Annotated in this window: 23 protein-coding genes; 12 read left to right on the plus strand and 11 right to left on the minus strand. The window is 74.8% G+C overall.

What is annotated here, in order from left to right; all coding sequences use genetic code 11:
• Positions 1-6 precede the first annotated feature (6 nt).
• The gene (locus AB0637_RS05635) at positions 7-735 is read left to right on the plus strand and encodes a 2-phosphosulfolactate phosphatase (protein WP_366170192.1); all 729 of its coding nucleotides are present in this window, start codon (positions 7-9) and stop codon (positions 733-735) included.
• On the plus strand, positions 732-1187 hold the full coding sequence (locus AB0637_RS05640; protein WP_366170193.1) for a hypothetical protein: 456 nt from the start codon (positions 732-734) through the stop codon (positions 1185-1187). Before AB0637_RS05635 ends, AB0637_RS05640 begins: the two co-directional genes overlap by 4 nt.
• A 428-nt stretch (positions 1188-1615) precedes the next feature.
• On the opposite strand, the gene AB0637_RS05645 is transcribed toward AB0637_RS05640, so the two are convergent.
• From AB0637_RS05645 to AB0637_RS05655, 3 genes are all read right to left on the minus strand, one after another.
• Complete coding sequence (locus AB0637_RS05645; RefSeq protein ID WP_366170194.1) at positions 1616-1873, minus strand: hypothetical protein; 258 nt, start codon at positions 1871-1873, stop codon at positions 1616-1618.
• Between the two features lie 142 nt (positions 1874-2015).
• Positions 2016-2951, minus strand: a complete 936-nt coding sequence (locus AB0637_RS05650) for a cation diffusion facilitator family transporter (RefSeq protein ID WP_366170195.1) — start codon at positions 2949-2951, stop codon at positions 2016-2018.
• Positions 2948-3286 (minus strand): metalloregulator ArsR/SmtB family transcription factor, encoded by a 339-nt coding sequence (locus tag AB0637_RS05655; protein ID WP_366170196.1) that lies wholly within the window; start codon positions 3284-3286, stop codon positions 2948-2950. Before AB0637_RS05655 ends, AB0637_RS05650 begins: the two co-directional genes overlap by 4 nt.
• A 73-nt stretch (positions 3287-3359) precedes the next feature.
• Here AB0637_RS05655 and AB0637_RS05660 point away from each other — a divergent pair, with 73 nt between their 5' ends.
• Genes AB0637_RS05660 through AB0637_RS05670 form a run of 3 tightly spaced genes read left to right on the plus strand, consistent with a single transcriptional unit; the run spans position 3360 to position 5515 of the window.
• Positions 3360-3842 (plus strand): VOC family protein, encoded by a 483-nt coding sequence (locus tag AB0637_RS05660; protein ID WP_366170222.1) that lies wholly within the window; start codon positions 3360-3362, stop codon positions 3840-3842.
• A 22-nt stretch (positions 3843-3864) separates the two neighbouring features.
• Entirely contained in the window at positions 3865-4671 is an 807-nt protein-coding gene (locus AB0637_RS05665; RefSeq protein ID WP_366170197.1) for a MerR family transcriptional regulator, read from the plus strand.
• A 10-nt stretch (positions 4672-4681) separates the two neighbouring features.
• Positions 4682-5515: an alpha/beta hydrolase fold domain-containing protein gene (locus AB0637_RS05670; protein WP_366170198.1), complete on the plus strand. Its 834-nt coding sequence runs from the start codon at positions 4682-4684 to the stop codon at positions 5513-5515.
• A gap of 24 nt (positions 5516-5539) precedes the next feature.
• On the opposite strand, the gene AB0637_RS05675 is transcribed toward AB0637_RS05670, so the two are convergent.
• Together AB0637_RS05675 and AB0637_RS05680 are read right to left on the minus strand one after the other, a co-directional pair.
• Complete coding sequence (locus tag AB0637_RS05675) at positions 5540-6559, minus strand: medium chain dehydrogenase/reductase family protein (protein WP_366170199.1); 1020 nt, start codon at positions 6557-6559, stop codon at positions 5540-5542.
• A 67-nt stretch (positions 6560-6626) separates the two neighbouring features.
• Positions 6627-7175 (minus strand): TetR/AcrR family transcriptional regulator, encoded by a 549-nt coding sequence (locus AB0637_RS05680; RefSeq protein WP_366170200.1) that lies wholly within the window; start codon positions 7173-7175, stop codon positions 6627-6629.
• 72 nt (positions 7176-7247) lie between these two features.
• Between AB0637_RS05680 and AB0637_RS05685 the strand changes: the two genes are divergently transcribed.
• Positions 7248-7931, plus strand: a complete 684-nt coding sequence (locus tag AB0637_RS05685) for a GAF and ANTAR domain-containing protein (RefSeq protein ID WP_366170201.1) — start codon at positions 7248-7250, stop codon at positions 7929-7931.
• A gap of 38 nt (positions 7932-7969) precedes the next feature.
• Here the strand turns inward: AB0637_RS05685 and AB0637_RS05690 are convergent, their stop codons facing one another.
• Positions 7970-8953, minus strand: a complete 984-nt coding sequence (locus AB0637_RS05690) for a LacI family DNA-binding transcriptional regulator (RefSeq protein ID WP_366170202.1) — start codon at positions 8951-8953, stop codon at positions 7970-7972.
• 123 nt (positions 8954-9076) lie between these two features.
• Between AB0637_RS05690 and AB0637_RS05695 the strand changes: the two genes are divergently transcribed.
• Together AB0637_RS05695 and AB0637_RS05700 are read left to right on the plus strand one after the other, a co-directional pair.
• On the plus strand, positions 9077-9976 hold the full coding sequence (locus AB0637_RS05695; protein ID WP_366170203.1) for a sugar phosphate isomerase/epimerase family protein: 900 nt from the start codon (positions 9077-9079) through the stop codon (positions 9974-9976).
• Between the two features lie 7 nt (positions 9977-9983).
• Positions 9984-10979 carry a Gfo/Idh/MocA family oxidoreductase gene (locus AB0637_RS05700; protein WP_366170204.1) on the plus strand — a complete coding sequence of 332 codons (996 nt, stop codon included), beginning with the start codon at positions 9984-9986 and terminating at the stop codon, positions 10977-10979.
• Positions 10980-10983: 4 nt separating this feature from the next.
• Here the strand turns inward: AB0637_RS05700 and AB0637_RS05705 are convergent, their stop codons facing one another.
• Positions 10984-11277 (minus strand): Asp23/Gls24 family envelope stress response protein, encoded by a 294-nt coding sequence (locus AB0637_RS05705; protein WP_366170205.1) that lies wholly within the window; start codon positions 11275-11277, stop codon positions 10984-10986.
• A gap of 241 nt (positions 11278-11518) precedes the next feature.
• Between AB0637_RS05705 and AB0637_RS05710 the strand changes: the two genes are divergently transcribed.
• The 4 genes from AB0637_RS05710 to AB0637_RS05725 all read left to right on the plus strand — a co-directional run bounded on the left by AB0637_RS05710 (position 11519) and on the right by AB0637_RS05725 (position 14185).
• Entirely contained in the window at positions 11519-12271 is a 753-nt protein-coding gene (locus tag AB0637_RS05710) for a TetR/AcrR family transcriptional regulator C-terminal domain-containing protein (protein WP_366170206.1), read from the plus strand.
• A gap of 66 nt (positions 12272-12337) precedes the next feature.
• Positions 12338-12649 carry a transcriptional regulator gene (locus AB0637_RS05715; protein WP_366170207.1) on the plus strand — a complete coding sequence of 104 codons (312 nt, stop codon included), beginning with the start codon at positions 12338-12340 and terminating at the stop codon, positions 12647-12649.
• Between the two features lie 34 nt (positions 12650-12683).
• Positions 12684-13367 carry an NAD(P)H-dependent oxidoreductase gene (locus tag AB0637_RS05720; RefSeq protein ID WP_366170208.1) on the plus strand — a complete coding sequence of 228 codons (684 nt, stop codon included), beginning with the start codon at positions 12684-12686 and terminating at the stop codon, positions 13365-13367.
• 125 nt (positions 13368-13492) lie between these two features.
• Positions 13493-14185, plus strand: a complete 693-nt coding sequence (locus tag AB0637_RS05725) for a YoaK family protein (protein ID WP_366170209.1) — start codon at positions 13493-13495, stop codon at positions 14183-14185.
• A 1-nt stretch (position 14186) separates the two neighbouring features.
• On the opposite strand, the gene AB0637_RS05730 is transcribed toward AB0637_RS05725, so the two are convergent.
• The 4 genes from AB0637_RS05730 to AB0637_RS05745 all read right to left on the minus strand — a co-directional run.
• A complete protein-coding gene (locus tag AB0637_RS05730; protein WP_366170210.1) occupies positions 14187-14543 on the minus strand; it encodes an STAS domain-containing protein in 357 nt (118 codons plus the stop codon).
• Positions 14544-14601: 58 nt separating this feature from the next.
• Positions 14602-15081, minus strand: coding sequence for an ATP-binding protein (locus tag AB0637_RS05735; protein ID WP_366170211.1), 480 nt, complete (start codon positions 15079-15081; stop codon positions 14602-14604).
• A gap of 43 nt (positions 15082-15124) precedes the next feature.
• Positions 15125-15382 (minus strand): hypothetical protein, encoded by a 258-nt coding sequence (locus AB0637_RS05740; RefSeq protein WP_366170212.1) that lies wholly within the window; start codon positions 15380-15382, stop codon positions 15125-15127.
• Between the two features lie 101 nt (positions 15383-15483).
• Positions 15484-15645 (minus strand): Asp23/Gls24 family envelope stress response protein (locus AB0637_RS05745; RefSeq protein ID WP_366170224.1); only part of this gene is annotated, 162 nt, incomplete at its 5' end.

Here is a 15645-nt window from a genome sequence, read left to right on the forward strand (position 1 = left end):
CCGCGGGTGGCGGCTCACCCTCCGTCGCGCGGCGTCGCGGTCGTCGTCGACGTGCTCTCGTTCACGACCACCGTCAGCGTGGCCCTGGACCGCGGGGTGGAGGTCCTGCCCTACCCGTGGGCCGACGGGGGCGCCGCCGTCTTCGCCGCGGACCGGGACGCGACCCTCGCGGTGGGACGGTCCCGTGCCCGGCCGGGGCAGGTGAGCCTGTCGCCGTCGACGGTGCGTGCGGCCGGCCCGCACCTCCGGCGGGTGGTGCTGCCCTCGCCGAACGGAGCCACCACGGCTCACCGGCTGGCCGACCGGGTCGAGGTCGTCGTCGCGGGGTGCCTGCGCAACGCCGGACCGGTGGCGTCGTGGCTGACGGAGCGGTACGGCCCGGACGGGGTGCCGGTGCTGCTGGTGCCGGCCGGTGAGCGGTCGTCCCGAGGGAGGTGGCGCGCGGCCGTGGAGGACCTCTGGGGTGCCGGGGCCGTCGTCGACGGTCTGCGCCGGCACGGCTGGGTGGGGTTGTCGCAGGAGGCCGCCGCGGCCGCCGACGCCTGGGACGGGGTCAGGGACGACGTCGTGCGCCGTCTGCGCGACTGCGCCAGCGGCCGGGAGCTGACCGCGATGGGGTTCGGTGGTGACGTCGACGTCGCCTCCGAGGTGAGTGCGAGCGTCGTCGTGCCGCGCCTGGTGGCGGGCGCGTTCCGGGACGTCGGGACCCGCCCGGCTGGCACGCTGGGCGCGTGAGTGGTGCCGGGGTCGCGGGGCGGGGGTGGACCCGGGCCGTCGTCGTGCGCGGGCTGACCTGGGGTGCGGTGTGGGGAGCCGTGGGCGGCGCCGGGCTCGTCGTGCTGCTGTTCGGCCTGGGGTCGTGGTTCTCCGCCGCGGGGCCGGACGCCGCGACGGTCCTCAGCGGGGTCCTGGTGGGCGTGCTGGTGGGGGCCGTGCTCGGCGCCTCGGCGCTGGGGGTGGCCCTGGCCCTGCTGGTCGTGGCCGACCGGCGGGGTCGTGGAGGTCAGCGGCTGGTGCAGGTGGCGGCCGTCACCGTGGCCGCCCTGGTGCCCGCCGTGGCGGTCCGTCTCCTCCTGGCGGCGACGATGGGCGTCCTCGTGGCGCAGGGAGCGGCCGTCGTCGCCGGCCTCGCCGCCCTCGTGCTGTCGGCGGCCCTCCTGCGGCGGCTGGTGGCACTGGCGTCCTGAGCGGCCGAGGAGGGAACCGCGACCGCCCGGCCCGTGCCACTGTCGTCGGGTGTCGTTCACCCTGGCGGTCTGGGACGGGCCGCGTCCTGCCACCGACGCCGAGGCCCGGTGGGAGTTCACCCGCCGGTGCGACGCCGCCGACGCCCGGGCGCTCGCGGGCCGGTCGCCGCTGCCCGCGACCCCGGCGCTGCGGGCGTTCATGGCGGACGTGCGTCGGTACTTCCCCGACGGTGACCGCGACGTCGACGGGGTGTGGGCCGACGGTCGGGTGGCGGAGGGTGTGGACGGGGGTTTCCTGTACACCGCCCTGACCCGCGAGGGTCTCGGCCGCGCTCACGCCGTCCGCCGCCAGCGAGCAGGGGGAACGGGTGCTGGGCGCCTCGATCGCGGTCTACCGGGAGTCCGACTGGCAGGACCACCTGCGGTGGTCAGCGCGCGAGGCCGGCACGCCGTACGACCCGGCGGCGAGGTTCCTCGGCGGGTACGGGAACGTCCTGGACTTCGGACTCCTCATCGACCCGGGGGAACTCCTGGAGCGCCCCCACCAGCACGCGTGGGTCGTGCCGGACCAGGCCGCCGCCGCCGCGGCCGCGCGGCAGATCGCCGAACTCCTCGTCCAGCGTTTGCTCCCAGCTCTGGCCGAACTCGCTGCGCTGCTGCCGAACCGACGGCTCGGGTTGCGGCACTGGCCCGCCCTCGTGGTGCGGGAGAAGGCGTGGTTGCGCCCCGACGAGGTCTGCCCGTGGGCGCCGTGCGGTGAACCGTTCCGGACGGTGGGCGCGGGCGGGCTGTGGCCTCCCCGGGGGTCGTTGACCGTCCGGGGGACCGTCAGTCGTGCGTCCCGCTCTCGTGGCCGGAGTGGCCGACGGGTTCGAGCTGGAACGTGGCGTGCTGCACGGCGACGGGGAAGTGCTCGGCGACGCACGCCTGCAACCGGTCGAGGATTTCCGGGGCGTGCCCGTCGTGGAAGCAGGACTCGTCCAGCACGACGTGCGCGGACAGGACCGGCAACCCCGAGGTGATCTGGCTGGCGTGCAGGTCGTGGACGGCGTGCACGTGCGGCAGTTCCAGCAGGTGGCGCCGCACGTCCTCCAGGTCCAGCCCGGGAGGCGTCGACTCCAGCAGCACGGATGTCGTCTCCCGCAGCAGCTTCACCGTGCGCGGCACGATGAGGACGCCGATGAGCAGCGACACGACGGCGTCGGCGCGGGTCCAGCCCGTGGCGGCGATGACGCCGGCTGCGACGAGGACGGCGACCGACCCGAGCCCGTCGTTGACCACCTCCAGGACGGCGGCGCGGACGTTGACGTTGGCGCGTCCCTCGCCCCGCACGAGCAGCCAGAGGGCGACGACGTTCCCGACGAGCCCGATGACGCCGAAGACGAGCATCGCGCCGGAACTCACCTCGGGGGGTTCCAGGAGGCGTCGGACACCCTCGACGAGGACGAAGACCCCGACCGCCAGGAGGGCCGCGGCCTGCAACGTCGCCGCGAGCACCTCGGCCCGGCGGTAGCCCCACGTCCGTTGCGCGGACGCGGGTCGTGCGGCGAGGTTGGCCGCGATGAGCGCGATCGTCAGCCCGGCGACGTCGGTGAGCATGTGCCCGGCGTCGGCGAGCAGCGCGAGCGACCCGGAGACGAAGGCCCCCACGGCCTCGGCGACGAGGACGGTGGCGGTGACGGCGAGCGCCGCGGCCAGCCGGCGGCGGTTCTGCGCGAGCTCCGCCCCTCCGTGGCCGTGGCCGTGCCCGTGGCCGTGGCTCACCGCGTCACCCCGTCCGCCGTCTCGCACCGGTCGTCCCCGACGGCGAGCACGACGCCGAGCAGGTCGCCGAGGGCGTGGCTGAGGCGGGCGTCGGCGATCTCGTAGCGCACCCGACGGCCTTCGGGGACGGAGACGACGAGGCCGCAGCCGCGCAGGCAGGCGAGGTGGTTCGACAGCGACTGGCGCGAGACCCCGAGCAGGTCGGCCAGTTCGGCCGGGTACCCCGGCGCTTCGCGCAGCGCGAGCAGCAGCCGGGTCCGCGTGGGGTCGGACAGGGCGTGCCCGAACCGGGCCAGGACCTGGGCGTGCGTGGCGATCACGCCTCGACAGTACATCGAGAACTGGATCGCCGGCGGGGCTTGACCCTCACGCGGCGTCAGGCGCGACCGTTCCGACGTGCGCTACGCGATGGACCTCACCCACAGCACCGTCCCCGTCCCGGCTCTCGACGCCGACCCGCCACCCGTCGAGGAGCGCGTCTACGGCATGCCGATGTTCCCCACGCTGCCGACGGCCGACCTCGCCGCGTCCGTCGAGTTCTGGGTCCGCGGGCTGGGGTTCGTCGACTTCTTCACGATCCCGGGCAGGTTGACCCACCTGCGGCGCTGGCGGTTCCAGGACGTCCTGCTCGTGCCGGGGGAGCCGCCCACGACCCCGCCGCCGGGGACGCTGAGCGTGGCCTGCGTGCTGCGCCAGCTCGACGAGGCCGTCGCGGCGTGCGAGGCGCTGCGCCCCGGGTGCACCACCGGTCCGGAGCGTCGGCCGTGGAACAGCGTCGAAGCGCAGGTCGTGACGCCGGAGAACGCGCGGGTGGTGCTCACCGCGGCGTTGCCGCTGGACCCGGACGCCGCCCGTGACCTGAGCGCGGTGGGTGTCGATGTCCCCCGGTGAACCGGCTGCCATCCTCGGAGACGTGCACGAGGGCGGGGTCCACGACGACGAGGGGCGGTTGACCGTGGGCCGGGTCGCAGAACTCCTCGGCGTCAGCGTCCGGACCCTGCACCACTGGGAGTCCCTGGGGCTCGTCGCGGCGGCCCGGACGTCCGGGGGCTACCGCACGTACGGTCCCGCCGACGTCGCGCGCCTGCAGCGGGTCGTGCGCTACCGGGAACTCGGGATCCCCCTGGCCGACGTGAGCGGGTTGCTCGACGGCGACCCCGACGGGGTGGACGCCCTGCGCCGCCAGCGCGCCGAACTCGCCGACCGCCTCGACCGGACGCGCGAGACCCTGGCGGCCGTGGACCGGCTCCTGCACGCCACCGAGCACGGACCGGCCCTCTCGCCCCCGGAGCAGGCGGAGTTGTTCGGCGCCGACTGGGACCCGTCGTGGCCCGGACAGGCCCGCGAACGGTGGGGGGACACCCCGCAGTGGCGGCAGTACGCCGAACGCACGGCCGACCGGACGAGGGGGGGCTGGGCCTCGCTCGCGGCGCGGGTCGAGGACCTCGAGTCCGACCTCGCGGCCGCGTTCACCTCCGGGGTGGAACCCGGCTCCGCGGCCGCGGCCGTGCTCGCCGAACGCCACCGCGCGTCCGTGGCCGAGCACTTCGACTGCACCCACGCGATGCACGTCTGCCTGGCCCGCACCTACGTCGACGACCCGCGGTTCCGTGCCCACTACGACCGTCGCGTCCCCGGGCTGGCGGTCTGGTTGCGGGCCGTCGTGGAGGAGAACGCGCGCTCGCGGGGCGTCGATCCCGCGACCGCGGTCTGGGAGTAGCGTTCCGCGCGTGACGATCCACCAGGGAATCCACGGGGGCATCCACGGGGACGACGCCGACGGTGTCCCCGTCCGCGTCTACCGCCCCGACGCCGAACGCCACCCCGAACCCCGGGCCGCCCTCGTCTGGGCCCACGGTGGGGGTTTCCAGTTCGGCGACCTCGACATGCCCGAGTCCGACGCGGTCGCCCGGCGGTTGCAGGAGAACGGGATCCTCGTCGTCGCGGTCGACTACCGGCTCGCCGGGCCCGGGACGACCTACCCCGCCCCCTCCGACGACGTCCTCACGGCGTGGCGGTGGGGTCGCGCGCTCTGCCTCGCAGCAGGAGTTCCCGTCGAGAGGATCCAGCTGGGTGGCGCCAGCGCCGGGGGGAACCTCGCGGCGGGTGCGGTCCTGCGGTTGCTCGCCGACGGCGGGGACGTCCCGGCCGCGGTGTTCCTGGCCTACCCGACGCTGCACGCGGTTCCGCCGGTCGCCTCCCCGGTCGCGCAGGCGGCCGTCGAGACCCTCCCGGCGGCGCAGCGGTGGTCGGCCGCCGACGTCGCCGCGATGTACGAGGCGTACGTCGGCGGACCGCTGGACGGTGTGCCGGCACCCGTCGTCCCCGGGACGGCGGACCTGGAGGGTTTCCCGCCCACGTTCGTCCTGACGAGCGAGGTCGACGGGTTGCGGGGATCGGCCGACGAGTTCGCCCGCCGGCTCGTGCTCGCGGGCTCCACCGTGCTGTCGGTCTGCGAACCGGGAACGGTGCACGGCCACCTCAACACCCCCGACGCGCGGTTCGACGCGAGCCTGCGGCGCGTCACGCGGTGGTTGCTGTCCGCGGACGAGCTCGCCGGCTGACGTCCGCCGCCGGCCGCGGCCCGGTCAGGGGAGCAGCACGACCTTGCCGACGACCGTGCGGGACTCGGAGAGCCGCACGGCCTCGACCACCCGGTCCAGGGGGAACGTGGCCGCGACCTGGGTCCGCAGCCGGCCACCGGCGAGGAGGTCGAACACCCGGCCGAGGTCGGCCCGCACGCCGGCCTGGAACCGTGCGGGGTTCCGGCGACCGCCCCAGACGGAGAAGAACGTCGCCCGGTGCCCGCCCGGCCGCAGGTTCCACCACTGCAACCGGACCAGCAGTCGCAGGATGGTCCACCACGCGTTCGACGACCCGTCCACGGTGTCCGCGCTGCCGTAGGAGACCAGCGCCCCACCGCGGCGCAGCAGCCGGTGCGAGACGGTGAGCACGTCGCCCCCGACGTGGTCGAAGACCGCGTCGACGCCGTCGGGGGCCAGTGACCGCACCCGCGCCTCCAGCCCGTCCACGGTGTAGTCGACGGGTTCGACCCCCAGGGCCCGCAGGGCGTCGTGGTGACGCGGGGCGGCGGTCCCGACGACCCGGGCCCCGGCGAGGGAGGCCAGTTGGGCCAGGACGGTGCCGACCCCGCCGTTGACGCCGTGGACGAGGACGGTCTGCCCGGCGCGGACCCGGGCGTCGCGGTGCAGCATGCGCCAGGCGGTGAGGCCGTTGACGACGAGCGTCGAGGCCTCGACGGGGTCGACGCCGGCGGGGACGGGCACGAGCGCGGCCGCGTCGACGAGCGCGTGGGTGGTCCAGCCGCCGGTGCCGACCAGGGCCGCGACCCGGGTGCCGCGGAGGTCGGGGTCCACCCCGGCTCCGACCGCGGCGACCGTGCCGACGAGGTCGTACCCCGGGGTGAAGGGGAAGCGGGGCTGGTCGTAGTAGCGGCCGCGGCGCATCTGCCGCTCCGCGAACGAGATGCCGCTGGCCTCGACGGCGACGCGGACCTGGCCGGGGCCGGGGACCGGCTCGTCGGTGCGCTCGAGGCGCAGCCCGTCGGGCTCGACGACGCCGGGGAGGACGACTCGGGTGGTCGGCATGGGGGTCTCCTTGTGAGTGATTGGACAGTCACAACTTCGCGGACGCGAAGCTGGGGTGTGCTGGAGCTCAGAAGTGGCGGATCCCCTGGGTGAGCGTGCTGGCCCAGGACCCGGGGACCTCGTCGAGGTCCGCCATGACGACCAGGTGGCAGAGCTGCCCCCACGCCATGAACCGCTGGACCTCGTCGGGGCCGGCCCCGGTCAGCTGGTCCACGGTGCCGACGACCGAGGCCAACCCGCGGCGCAGGGCGTCCCGCACCTCGGGGACGTCGCTCGCCGACTGGGCGTGGACCTGCAGCATGAGCAGGTCCCGGTCGGTGATGAGGTGGGCGTAGGCCAGGCCCATCGCCTCGAGCAGCCCCGCCGGGCTGCGGTCGGACGCCTGCTCGGCGCCGGAAGTGAGGGCCTCGACGACGCGGGCGTAGCAGTGGTCCACGGCGGCGAGGAAGAGGCCGAGCTTGCCGTCGAAGAGCCGGAAGACGTACGCCGGGGAGATCCCGGCGTCCGCGGCGACGGCCGTCACCGGGGTCGCGTGGTAGCCGGCCCGGGCGAAGACCCGGGTCGCGCTCGCGACGACGAGCGCGCGCTGCGCCTCGGCGGTGGATCGGACGGCCATGTGTGTGAGTGAACACTCACAACCGGCGTGGGGTCAAGACCCACGCGCCCGTCGCCCCCTAGGATCGGCCGGGTGAGCGATCCGCAGCGTCTGGCCGACCTGGCCGACCTGGCCCGCACCCTGCAGCGGCGGTCCAGTCCGCAGGAGGTGATGGACACCGTCGTGGAGGCCGCCGTCTCCCTGGTGCCCGGCGCCGAGCACGGGTCCATCAGCCTCGTGACGGGCCGGCGCGGCGTCTTCTCCGCGTCGGCGAGCAGCCAGGTCGCCCGTGACTTCGACAGCCTGCAGGAGGACCTGGGTGAGGGTCCGTGCCTGGAGGCGATGTTCAGCGAACCCGTCGTCCACGGCCCGGACCTCACGCAGGAGAGCCGCTGGCCGCGGTTGTCCAAGACGGCCCCGGAGACGCTCGGCATCCGCAGCGTCCTGTGCTTCCAGCTCTTCGTGCTCGAGGAGAACACCCTCGGTGGGCTGAACCTGCTGGCGACGCGCGCCGACGCCTTCGACGACGACGCCCCCGGCCTGGGGGCGGTGTTCGCGGCGCACGCGGCGTCCGCGCTGGCCGCGGCGCGGGAGCTCGACCAGATCAAGCAGGCGCTGGCCAGCCGGGACGTCATCGGCCAGGCCAAGGGCATGCTCATGGAGCGCTACCAGATGGGGCCGCAGCAGGCCTTCGCGCTGCTGGCGCGCCTGAGCCAGGACGAGAACGTCAAGCTCCACGACCTCGCGCAGCGGTTGGTGACCACCCGGACGCTGTGACCCGGAGCGGTGACCGGCGGCTGTGACCTGGTGCGGCGTCAGGGCGGGGGCGGCGCGGTCGTGCCGCGCACCTGCAGGGTCGCCGCGACCCGGTGCACCCGGGGTGGCCCGCCGGTGCCGGCCGCGCGTTCGGCCACGAACCGTCCGCTCTGCACGCCGATCGCGAACGTCCCGTTGTCGACCGACGTCAGCGACAGGTGCCGGATGGCGGCGAGGTGGGTGTTGTCGTACCCGACGACCGAGACGTCGCCGGGCACGTCGAGGCCGAGGTCGTGCGCGGCGGACAGGACCCCGATCGCCGACAGGTCGTTGTAGGCGAGGACCGCGGTCGGGCGGTCGGGGCCCTCGAGCAGGCGGCGGGCCACGGCGTACCCGCTCTCCTCGCTCATCCCCCCGGGCACGACGCGGGCGTCGGTGCCCGCCGTCCGCGTGAACCCCGTGGCGCGCAGGTCACCGACCCGGCCGGGACCGCTGAGGTGGGCCAGCCGGCGGTGGCCGAGGTCGAGCAGGTGGCGGGTGGCGGCGCTCGCACCGGACTCGTCGTCGTTGACGACGACGTCGGCGCCGAGGTCGTCCGGGTCCCACGTCCCGGCGAGCAGGACGGGCACGCCGGCGCGGACCGTGTCCCGCAGGGCGTCGGCGTCCTCGGTCGTGCCGACCACGACGACCGCGTCCACGCGCTGGGACCGCAGCTGCTCGACGGCGGACCGGCCGATCTGGCGGGTCGTGGCCGAGTCGGCGAGGACGGGGGCGAGGCCGGCCCCGTCGAGGGAGGCCGTGAGTCCGGCGAGCAGGTCGACGAACCAGGGGTTGCGCAGGTCGTTGAGCAGCACGCCCACCATCCCGGACCGCGTCCCGGCCAGGGCCCGCGCGACCCGGTCCGTGCGGTAGCCGAGGTCCTCGGCGGCCTGGCGGACGGTGGCGCGACGCGCCTCGCTGACCCCCGGGTCCCCGCGGAGGGCGAGGGAGGCGAGGGACTTCGACACCCCGGCGCGCTCGGCGACGTCCCGGATGGTCGGCACACGGGGTGCCCGCGCTCGACCCTCCCCGGCGTCCACGCGGTCAGCCTAGGGGTAGGCACCACCCCACCTGGACGCTAGCCTGGACCGGTCCATTCTTGTCCAGTGCTCGCAGAGGAGCGCCCCGTGCCCGCACCGGGAACCCCGAAGGTCTCGATGAACGTCACGACGACGTTCTTCGGCAACGTCGTCCAGGACATCCGCCTGGCCAAGGAGGCCGGGTTCGGCGGCATCGAGCTGCAGAGCCCGAAGCTGTACCGCTACCTCGACGCCGGGTTCGCCGTCGAGACGCTGCCACCCCTGCTCGAGGGCCTGGAGGTCACCGGACTCGGTGCCGTGCTCGACGTCGAGCGCCAGGGTGCCGCGCGGGCGGAGTTCCTCGCCGAGGTCCGCCGCATGTGCTCGGTCGCCGTCGCCGTGGGGGCGCCGATCGTCCAGCTCTGCACCGGTCCCGTCGACTGGCACGTCGTGGAGGACTTCCGCGCCGGGACGCTGGCCGCGGACGACCCGCGCTACCGCGCGACCCTCGGGCTCGAGGAGACCGAGGCGGTCGCGGTCACCGCGGCCAACGTCCGCGAGGCCGCCGACGTCGCCGCCGACCACGGCCTGGAGCTCTACCTCGAACCCCTCGCCTGGGCCCGGCTCAACCGGTGCCGGCACGCCCTCGCCGTCATCGAGGCCGCCGGTCGCGACAACGTCGGCATCGCCCTGGACACGTGGCACTTCTGGACCACGGGCGACACCCTCGAGGAGGTCGCCGCGCTGCCCAAGGAGCTCATCAAGGCCGTCCACCTGTCCGACGGATTCGAGCTCGACCGCGAGCGCGACGTCCCCGCGCAGGACGTCCACCGCGACGTCGTCCTCGGCGGTGGATCGATCCCGTTGCAGCAGTGGGTGGACGCCGTGAAGTCGACGGGGTACGACGGGTGGTGGGTCTCCGAGATGTTCTCCCGCCGGGCGAACGAGCAGGACCCGCTGGTCGTCGCCACGACCATGCGGAACCTCCTCGCGATCCTCGTGAGCTGAGGCCGCCGTGCAACGCTTCGCCCTCGTGGGCGCCGGGTTCATCGGCGCCGTCCACGCCCGCAACCTCGCAGCCCACCCCGACGTGGAGTTCGTCGTCGTCCACGACGTCGACGGCGCCCGTGCCGGCGACCTCGCCCGCCGCCACGGCACGCGCGGCACGACCGACCTCGCCGAGGTGTTCGACGCCGGCCGCGTCGACGCGGTGTTCATCGCGTCCTCCACCCCGACCCACGCGGACCACCTGCGGGCCGCCGCCGACGCCGGGCTGGCCGTCCTGTGCGAGAAGCCCGTCGCGACCGACCTGGCGAGCGCGCGGGACGTCGTCGCCCACGTCCGGGCCGCCGGGGTCCCCGCCATGCTCGACTTCAACCGGCGGTTCGACCGCGACCACGCCGAACTCGCCCGGGTCGTCGCGGCCGGGGAGGTGGGGACCGTGGAACTCCTGCAACTCACCTCGCGCGGTCCCTCGCTGCCACCGCTGGACTACCTGCGCGCCTCCGGCGGGCAGCTGCGCGACCAGGCCGTCCACTTCTTCGACCTCGCCCGCTGGATCAGCGGCCAGGACCCCGTCGCGGTGTCCGTCACCGGGTCCGCCCTCGCCGACCCGCGGATCGCCGAGTTCGGCGACGTCGACACCTCCGTCGCGACGCTGACCCTCCCCTCGGGGGCCCTCGTGCAGGTCGACTGCCTGCGCCGCACGGGGTACGGCTACGACGAGCGCATCGAGGTCGTCGGGTCGACCGGGTTGGTCGAGTCGCGGCGGCAGGCCGCCGGGAACGTGCTGCGCCGCAGCGGGTCGCACACGACCACCGACGGGTTGCACGCCGGCTGGTTCGAACGCGTGGAACCCACCTACGCCGCGGCCCTCGACGCCTTCGTGCGCGCCCTGGAGGCGGGGGCGCCACCCCCGGTCGGACTGGAGGACGGGCTCGCGGCGCAGGCCGTCGCGGAGGCGGCGACGCTGGCGCTCGCGAGCGGACGGACCGAACCCGTCCGGTACTGAGGGGTCACCGGAGGTGGTGCGTGGCCGTCCCCGGGCGCCGCACGTCGACGACGGTCACGGTCACCTCGGTGACCCGCAGGTCGGTCATGCGCTGCACCGAGTCGGCGATGGACCTCCGCACGTCGGCCATGAGCTCGGCGAGGTCGGCGCCGGTCTCGGCGACGAGGGTGAGGTCCACGGTGGCGTGCGTGCGACCGACGGTGGCCACGGCGCTCGGGGCGCCCTCGCCCTCGTCGACGACCCCGGGGACCGCGCAGGCCGCCAGGCCGGCGATGGTCGCGACCACGCTCTCGCTCATGAGGGTCACCTCGCCGGTGTCGTCAGCGGTGTCGTCAGCGGGGTCGTCCGCAGGGTCGGGTGGGGCCTCGAGCACCGGTCGTCGCCTCCTGCGAGTCGTGCGCGTGACGGGTCCGGCGGACCCGTCAGAGAGAGGCTTACACCGTAAGTCCTTCGGACGCCAGCCTCGGCGGTCCGCGGCGGCACGCGTTCCGTGGCCGGGTGCTCGGGCAGGTCGGCCGCTCGGGTGCCAGGATCGGTGCGTGCCAGGGACCCCCGACGCCGATCCCGGGGTGCCGGACGTCGACGAGCTCGTCGTCGCCGGTGAGGCGCGTCCGTCCGACCGTGTCCCGCTCAGCCGGCAGCGCATCCTCGCCGCGGCGTTGGAGTCCATCGACGAGGACGGTGTCGGGGCGCTCACCATGCGTCGCCTCGGTACGCGGCTCGGCGTCGAGGCGATGTCCCTCTACCGCTACGTCCCCGGGCGCGAGGACCTCCTCGACGGCGTGGTGGACACCCTCGTCGAGGAGCTGGGTCGCGACCCCGAGGTGCTGCGCACGCCGTCGCACGGGTGGCAGGACTTCCTGCAGCGGCTGGCGCACGGGGTTCGGCGCGTCGCGATCACCCACCCGCGCGCGTTCCCGCTCATCGCCTCCACTCCGCCGGAGGCCCCGTGGCTGCGTCCGCCGCTGCGCAGCGTCGAGTGGGTCGAGGCGTTCCTGGCCGGGCTCGTCGCGGAGGGGTTCTCGGACGAGCAGGCCGTCGCCGCCTACCGGGCGTTCACGAGCTTCCTGCTGGGGAACCTGCTGCTGGAGGTCGCCCAGCGCGGTGGGGCCGTCGGCCCCCTCGACCTCGTCGCCGAGGAGGAGCCCGTCGGGGGTCTCGACGACGCCCCGCACGTGCGGCGGCTGGCGCCGCAGCTCGCGCAGGACCGCGCGCTGCAGGAGTTCGAGGAGTCCCTGGAGGGCCTCATCGACCGCGTCTCCGTCCTCGTGCTGGGGACCAGCGGGGCCTGAGGACGGGCCCGGCGCCCCGACGGACGGCGGGCGTGCCGGCGCAGTCGCGGGTGGCACCATCGGGTCGTGGAGCCCGACCTGGCCGATGCCCTGAAGACCCTCGGAAACCCCGCACGACTGGAGTTCCTGCGCTGGCTCCGCACGCCGGAGGAGTCCTTCCGCGACTTCGAGCCGATCGCGGACCGCGCCGAGGTGGGGGTCTGCGTCACCCACCTGGCCGGGAAGTCCGGACTCGCCCAGTCGACCGTGTCCACCTACATGGCCGCCCTGGAACGGATCGGCGTCGTGCGGTCGACGCGGGTGGGGAAGTGGACCCACTACCGCCGCGACGAGCGCGGTGTCGGCGAACTCGTGCGGCGGCTCGGAGCCGTCATCTGATCGACACATCGCAAAATGTCGATACGATTGGCCCGTGACCACCTCCGCCACGCTCCCCGCCGTCCGCCGGGCGCTGATCGTGCACGCCCACCCCGAGCCCGCGTCCTTCTCGACGGCGCAGGCCCGAGCAGTCGCCGGGGAACTGCTCGGGCGGGGCGTCGACGTGGACTACCTCGACCTCTACGCCGAGGGCTTCGACCCCGTCCTGCGGCGTGAGCAGTTCGCCGACGTGCCCGAGGGTGAACCCTTCAAACCCCAGAAGGAACAGGTGCGGGCGCTCGGAGCCGGCACCCTGGGTGACCCGGTGGAGCAGCACCTGCGAGCCCTCCTGGACGCCGACCTGCTCGTGCTGTCGTTCCCCCTCTGGTGGTTCTCGGTGCCGGCCGTCCTCAAGGGGTGGATCGACCGGGTCTTCGTCATGGGAGCCGCGTTCGGAGGTGACCGCGGCACCTTCGCCGAGGGCGGACTCGCGGGGAAGCGGGCTCAGCTGCTCGTGACGACGGGGGGATCCCCCGAAGCGTTCGCGCCGGGTGCCCTCGACGGGTACGGGAGCCTGGACGAGTTCCTGTTCCACCTCCACCGGGGTGTCCTGGAGTTCACGGGGTTCACCGTCCTCCCGCCGGTCGTCACCCATGCGCCGGTCCGCCTCGACGACGCCGGTCGCGACGCGGCACTGTCCAGCGCTCGGGCCGGCGTCGCCGCCTCGCTGGACGCCTGAACCGCGCGCTGCGCCGGGCCGGCGCGGGGGTAGCTTCCCTGACGTGTCCGCCCCGTTCGTCCACCCCGCGACCGCAGGCCGCCCTCCTGTCGGCGCGACCGACCTCGTGACGGGCTGACCCGGGGGTGGGTCTGCGCAGCCGTCCTGAGTCCCTCGCGGTGGCCTCGCTCATCGCCGCGACGGGCGGCCTGCTCGACGCCAGCACCTACCTCGCCCGCGGTGGGGTCCTGGCCGCGGCCCAGACCGGCAACGTCGTCCTGCTGGCCGTCGCCGCGGCCGGCGGCGACGCCGCCAAGGCCCTCGGCCACGTGCCGAGCCTCGTCGCGTTCCTCGCCGGGGTGCTGCTCACCGAGGTCCTCGACGGTCCGCGACCGCGCCGCCTGCTGCGACGGCCGGTCCGGGTGGTCCTGCTGCTGCAGGTGGCGGTCCTCGTCGCCGTCGGCTTCGTCCCCGCCGCCCCCGCGGGCACGACCGCCACCTCGGTGGCCTCGGCGGGCGTCGCCTTCGCCGCCGCCCTGCAGCTGAACGTCTTCCGTTCCGTGCGGGGGATGACGTACGCGTCGACGTTCGCGTCGGGCAACCTGCGCAGCCTGGTCGAGAAGACGTACGCGGCCGTGCGGCGCCGCGGCGACCCCGAGAGCACCGGTCGGCAGGCGCGCGACCTGGCCACGGTGATGGTCTGCTTCGCGGGCGGAGCCTTCGCCGGGGCCCTGGCCACGGACCGGTGGGGCCCTCGCGGGATCTGGGGCGGTGCGGTCCTGCTGGTCGTCGTCCTCGTGCTCGTCGTGCGGGAGACCCGCCGCGTCGAACGCGGCTGAGTCAGTCGACGATGTCGAAGATCGTCACGAGCTTGGTCACCTGGAGCAGGTAGACGACCTGGGGGGCGGGCTTGACGAGCGTCACCCGGTGCGGGGCGACGGCGCGCGTGAGGCGCACGAGGAACGAGGCGCCCGTGGACTCCAGGAACGTCACCGCGGACAGGTCCACCCGCACGGGCAGGCCGGCGGCCCCGGCGCGGGCGCACAGGTCGTCCAGGACGTTCCCGAGGGCGGCGTCCACCTCGCCGTGCAGGGTGATGACGGTGAGCCCCGCCTCGTGGTCCACCTCGACGTGACCCCCGTCGGACGCCTCGTGGGCCGTCGCGTCGTGGTTCTGGTCGCGCTCGGAAGTGCTCACGCTGGTCCTTCGCTTCGTCGTCCGCTCCGCGTCGGAGCGGTCTCACGGGGAGAGTAGGTCACGCCGGCTCCCCGTCACAGGGGCCGGCGTGGCGTGCCGGTCCGCCGTCGTCGGGCCACGCGAGACGGCACCAGACGGTCTTGGCGGGGACCGGTTCGTGGGTGGCCGCGACGGCACCCCCGTGACTGGGGTCGTGGTGGCGCACCCCCCAGTCCAGGCTCAGCAGCTCGACGAGGTGCACCCCCCGTCCACCGAGGTCCGCCGGGTCGGCCAGCGTCGTCAACGGGGGCGCCGGGTCGCCGTCGCTCACCGACAGCACGACGCCGTCACCCTCGACGCACTCCACCTGCAGCAGGATCGGCGGGCCCGCGTGCCGCACGGCGTTCGTCACGAGTTCGGTGAACAGGAGCTTCGCCTGGTCGAGGTGGGCGCTGGAGTGCTGGTGGCACCAGTGCTCCTCCAGGAAGTGCCGTGCGATCCGTCCGGACGACAGGTCGAGGGGGACGACCAGGGTCGACGCGGGGGTGGGAGCGCACACGCCGCCATCGTGGCGGGATCGAGCGCGGTCCGCGCGTCGGCGGTCAGCGTGGACGGCGGGACGGGGTGGCCGGCGGGGCTACCGCGCTCCCGGTCGGGTTCTTCCCGGACTGCTTCCCGGACTGCTTCACACCGCGTCGCCCGACGACCTTCGAGGTCGCGCGCAGGCCGCGGGAGAGGACGGTCTTGCCCTCGGCGCGTTCCAGCCGGGTGGCGAGGTGGTCCAGCGCCTTGGCGCTGAGCGGGACGGCCACGCCGGCCACGAACCAGTTCCGAGCTCCCTGGGACAACCGGTTCGGCACGACGGACTCCTTCGCTGGGTGGGGTGGGGCCGTGGGGGGCCACGGGGAGCGGTGCCCCCGGGCCGGCCGTCGGGACGGCCGGCCCGGGGTTCCGCGGAGGGTCACTGCACGCGGGGTGCGGAGTCCTCGTCGTCGCGGTCGTCCTCGGGCAGGTGGACGTCGGAGATCTCGAGGTTGACCTCGGTGACCTGCAGGCCGGTCATGCGCTCGACGGAGGCGATGACGTTGCGGCGCACGGCGGAGGCGAGGTCGGCGATGGGGAC

Origin of the sequence: Kineococcus sp. NPDC059986 (genome assembly GCF_040702905.1) — a bacterium.
Classification (GTDB): domain Bacteria; phylum Actinomycetota; class Actinomycetes; order Actinomycetales; family Kineococcaceae; genus Kineococcus.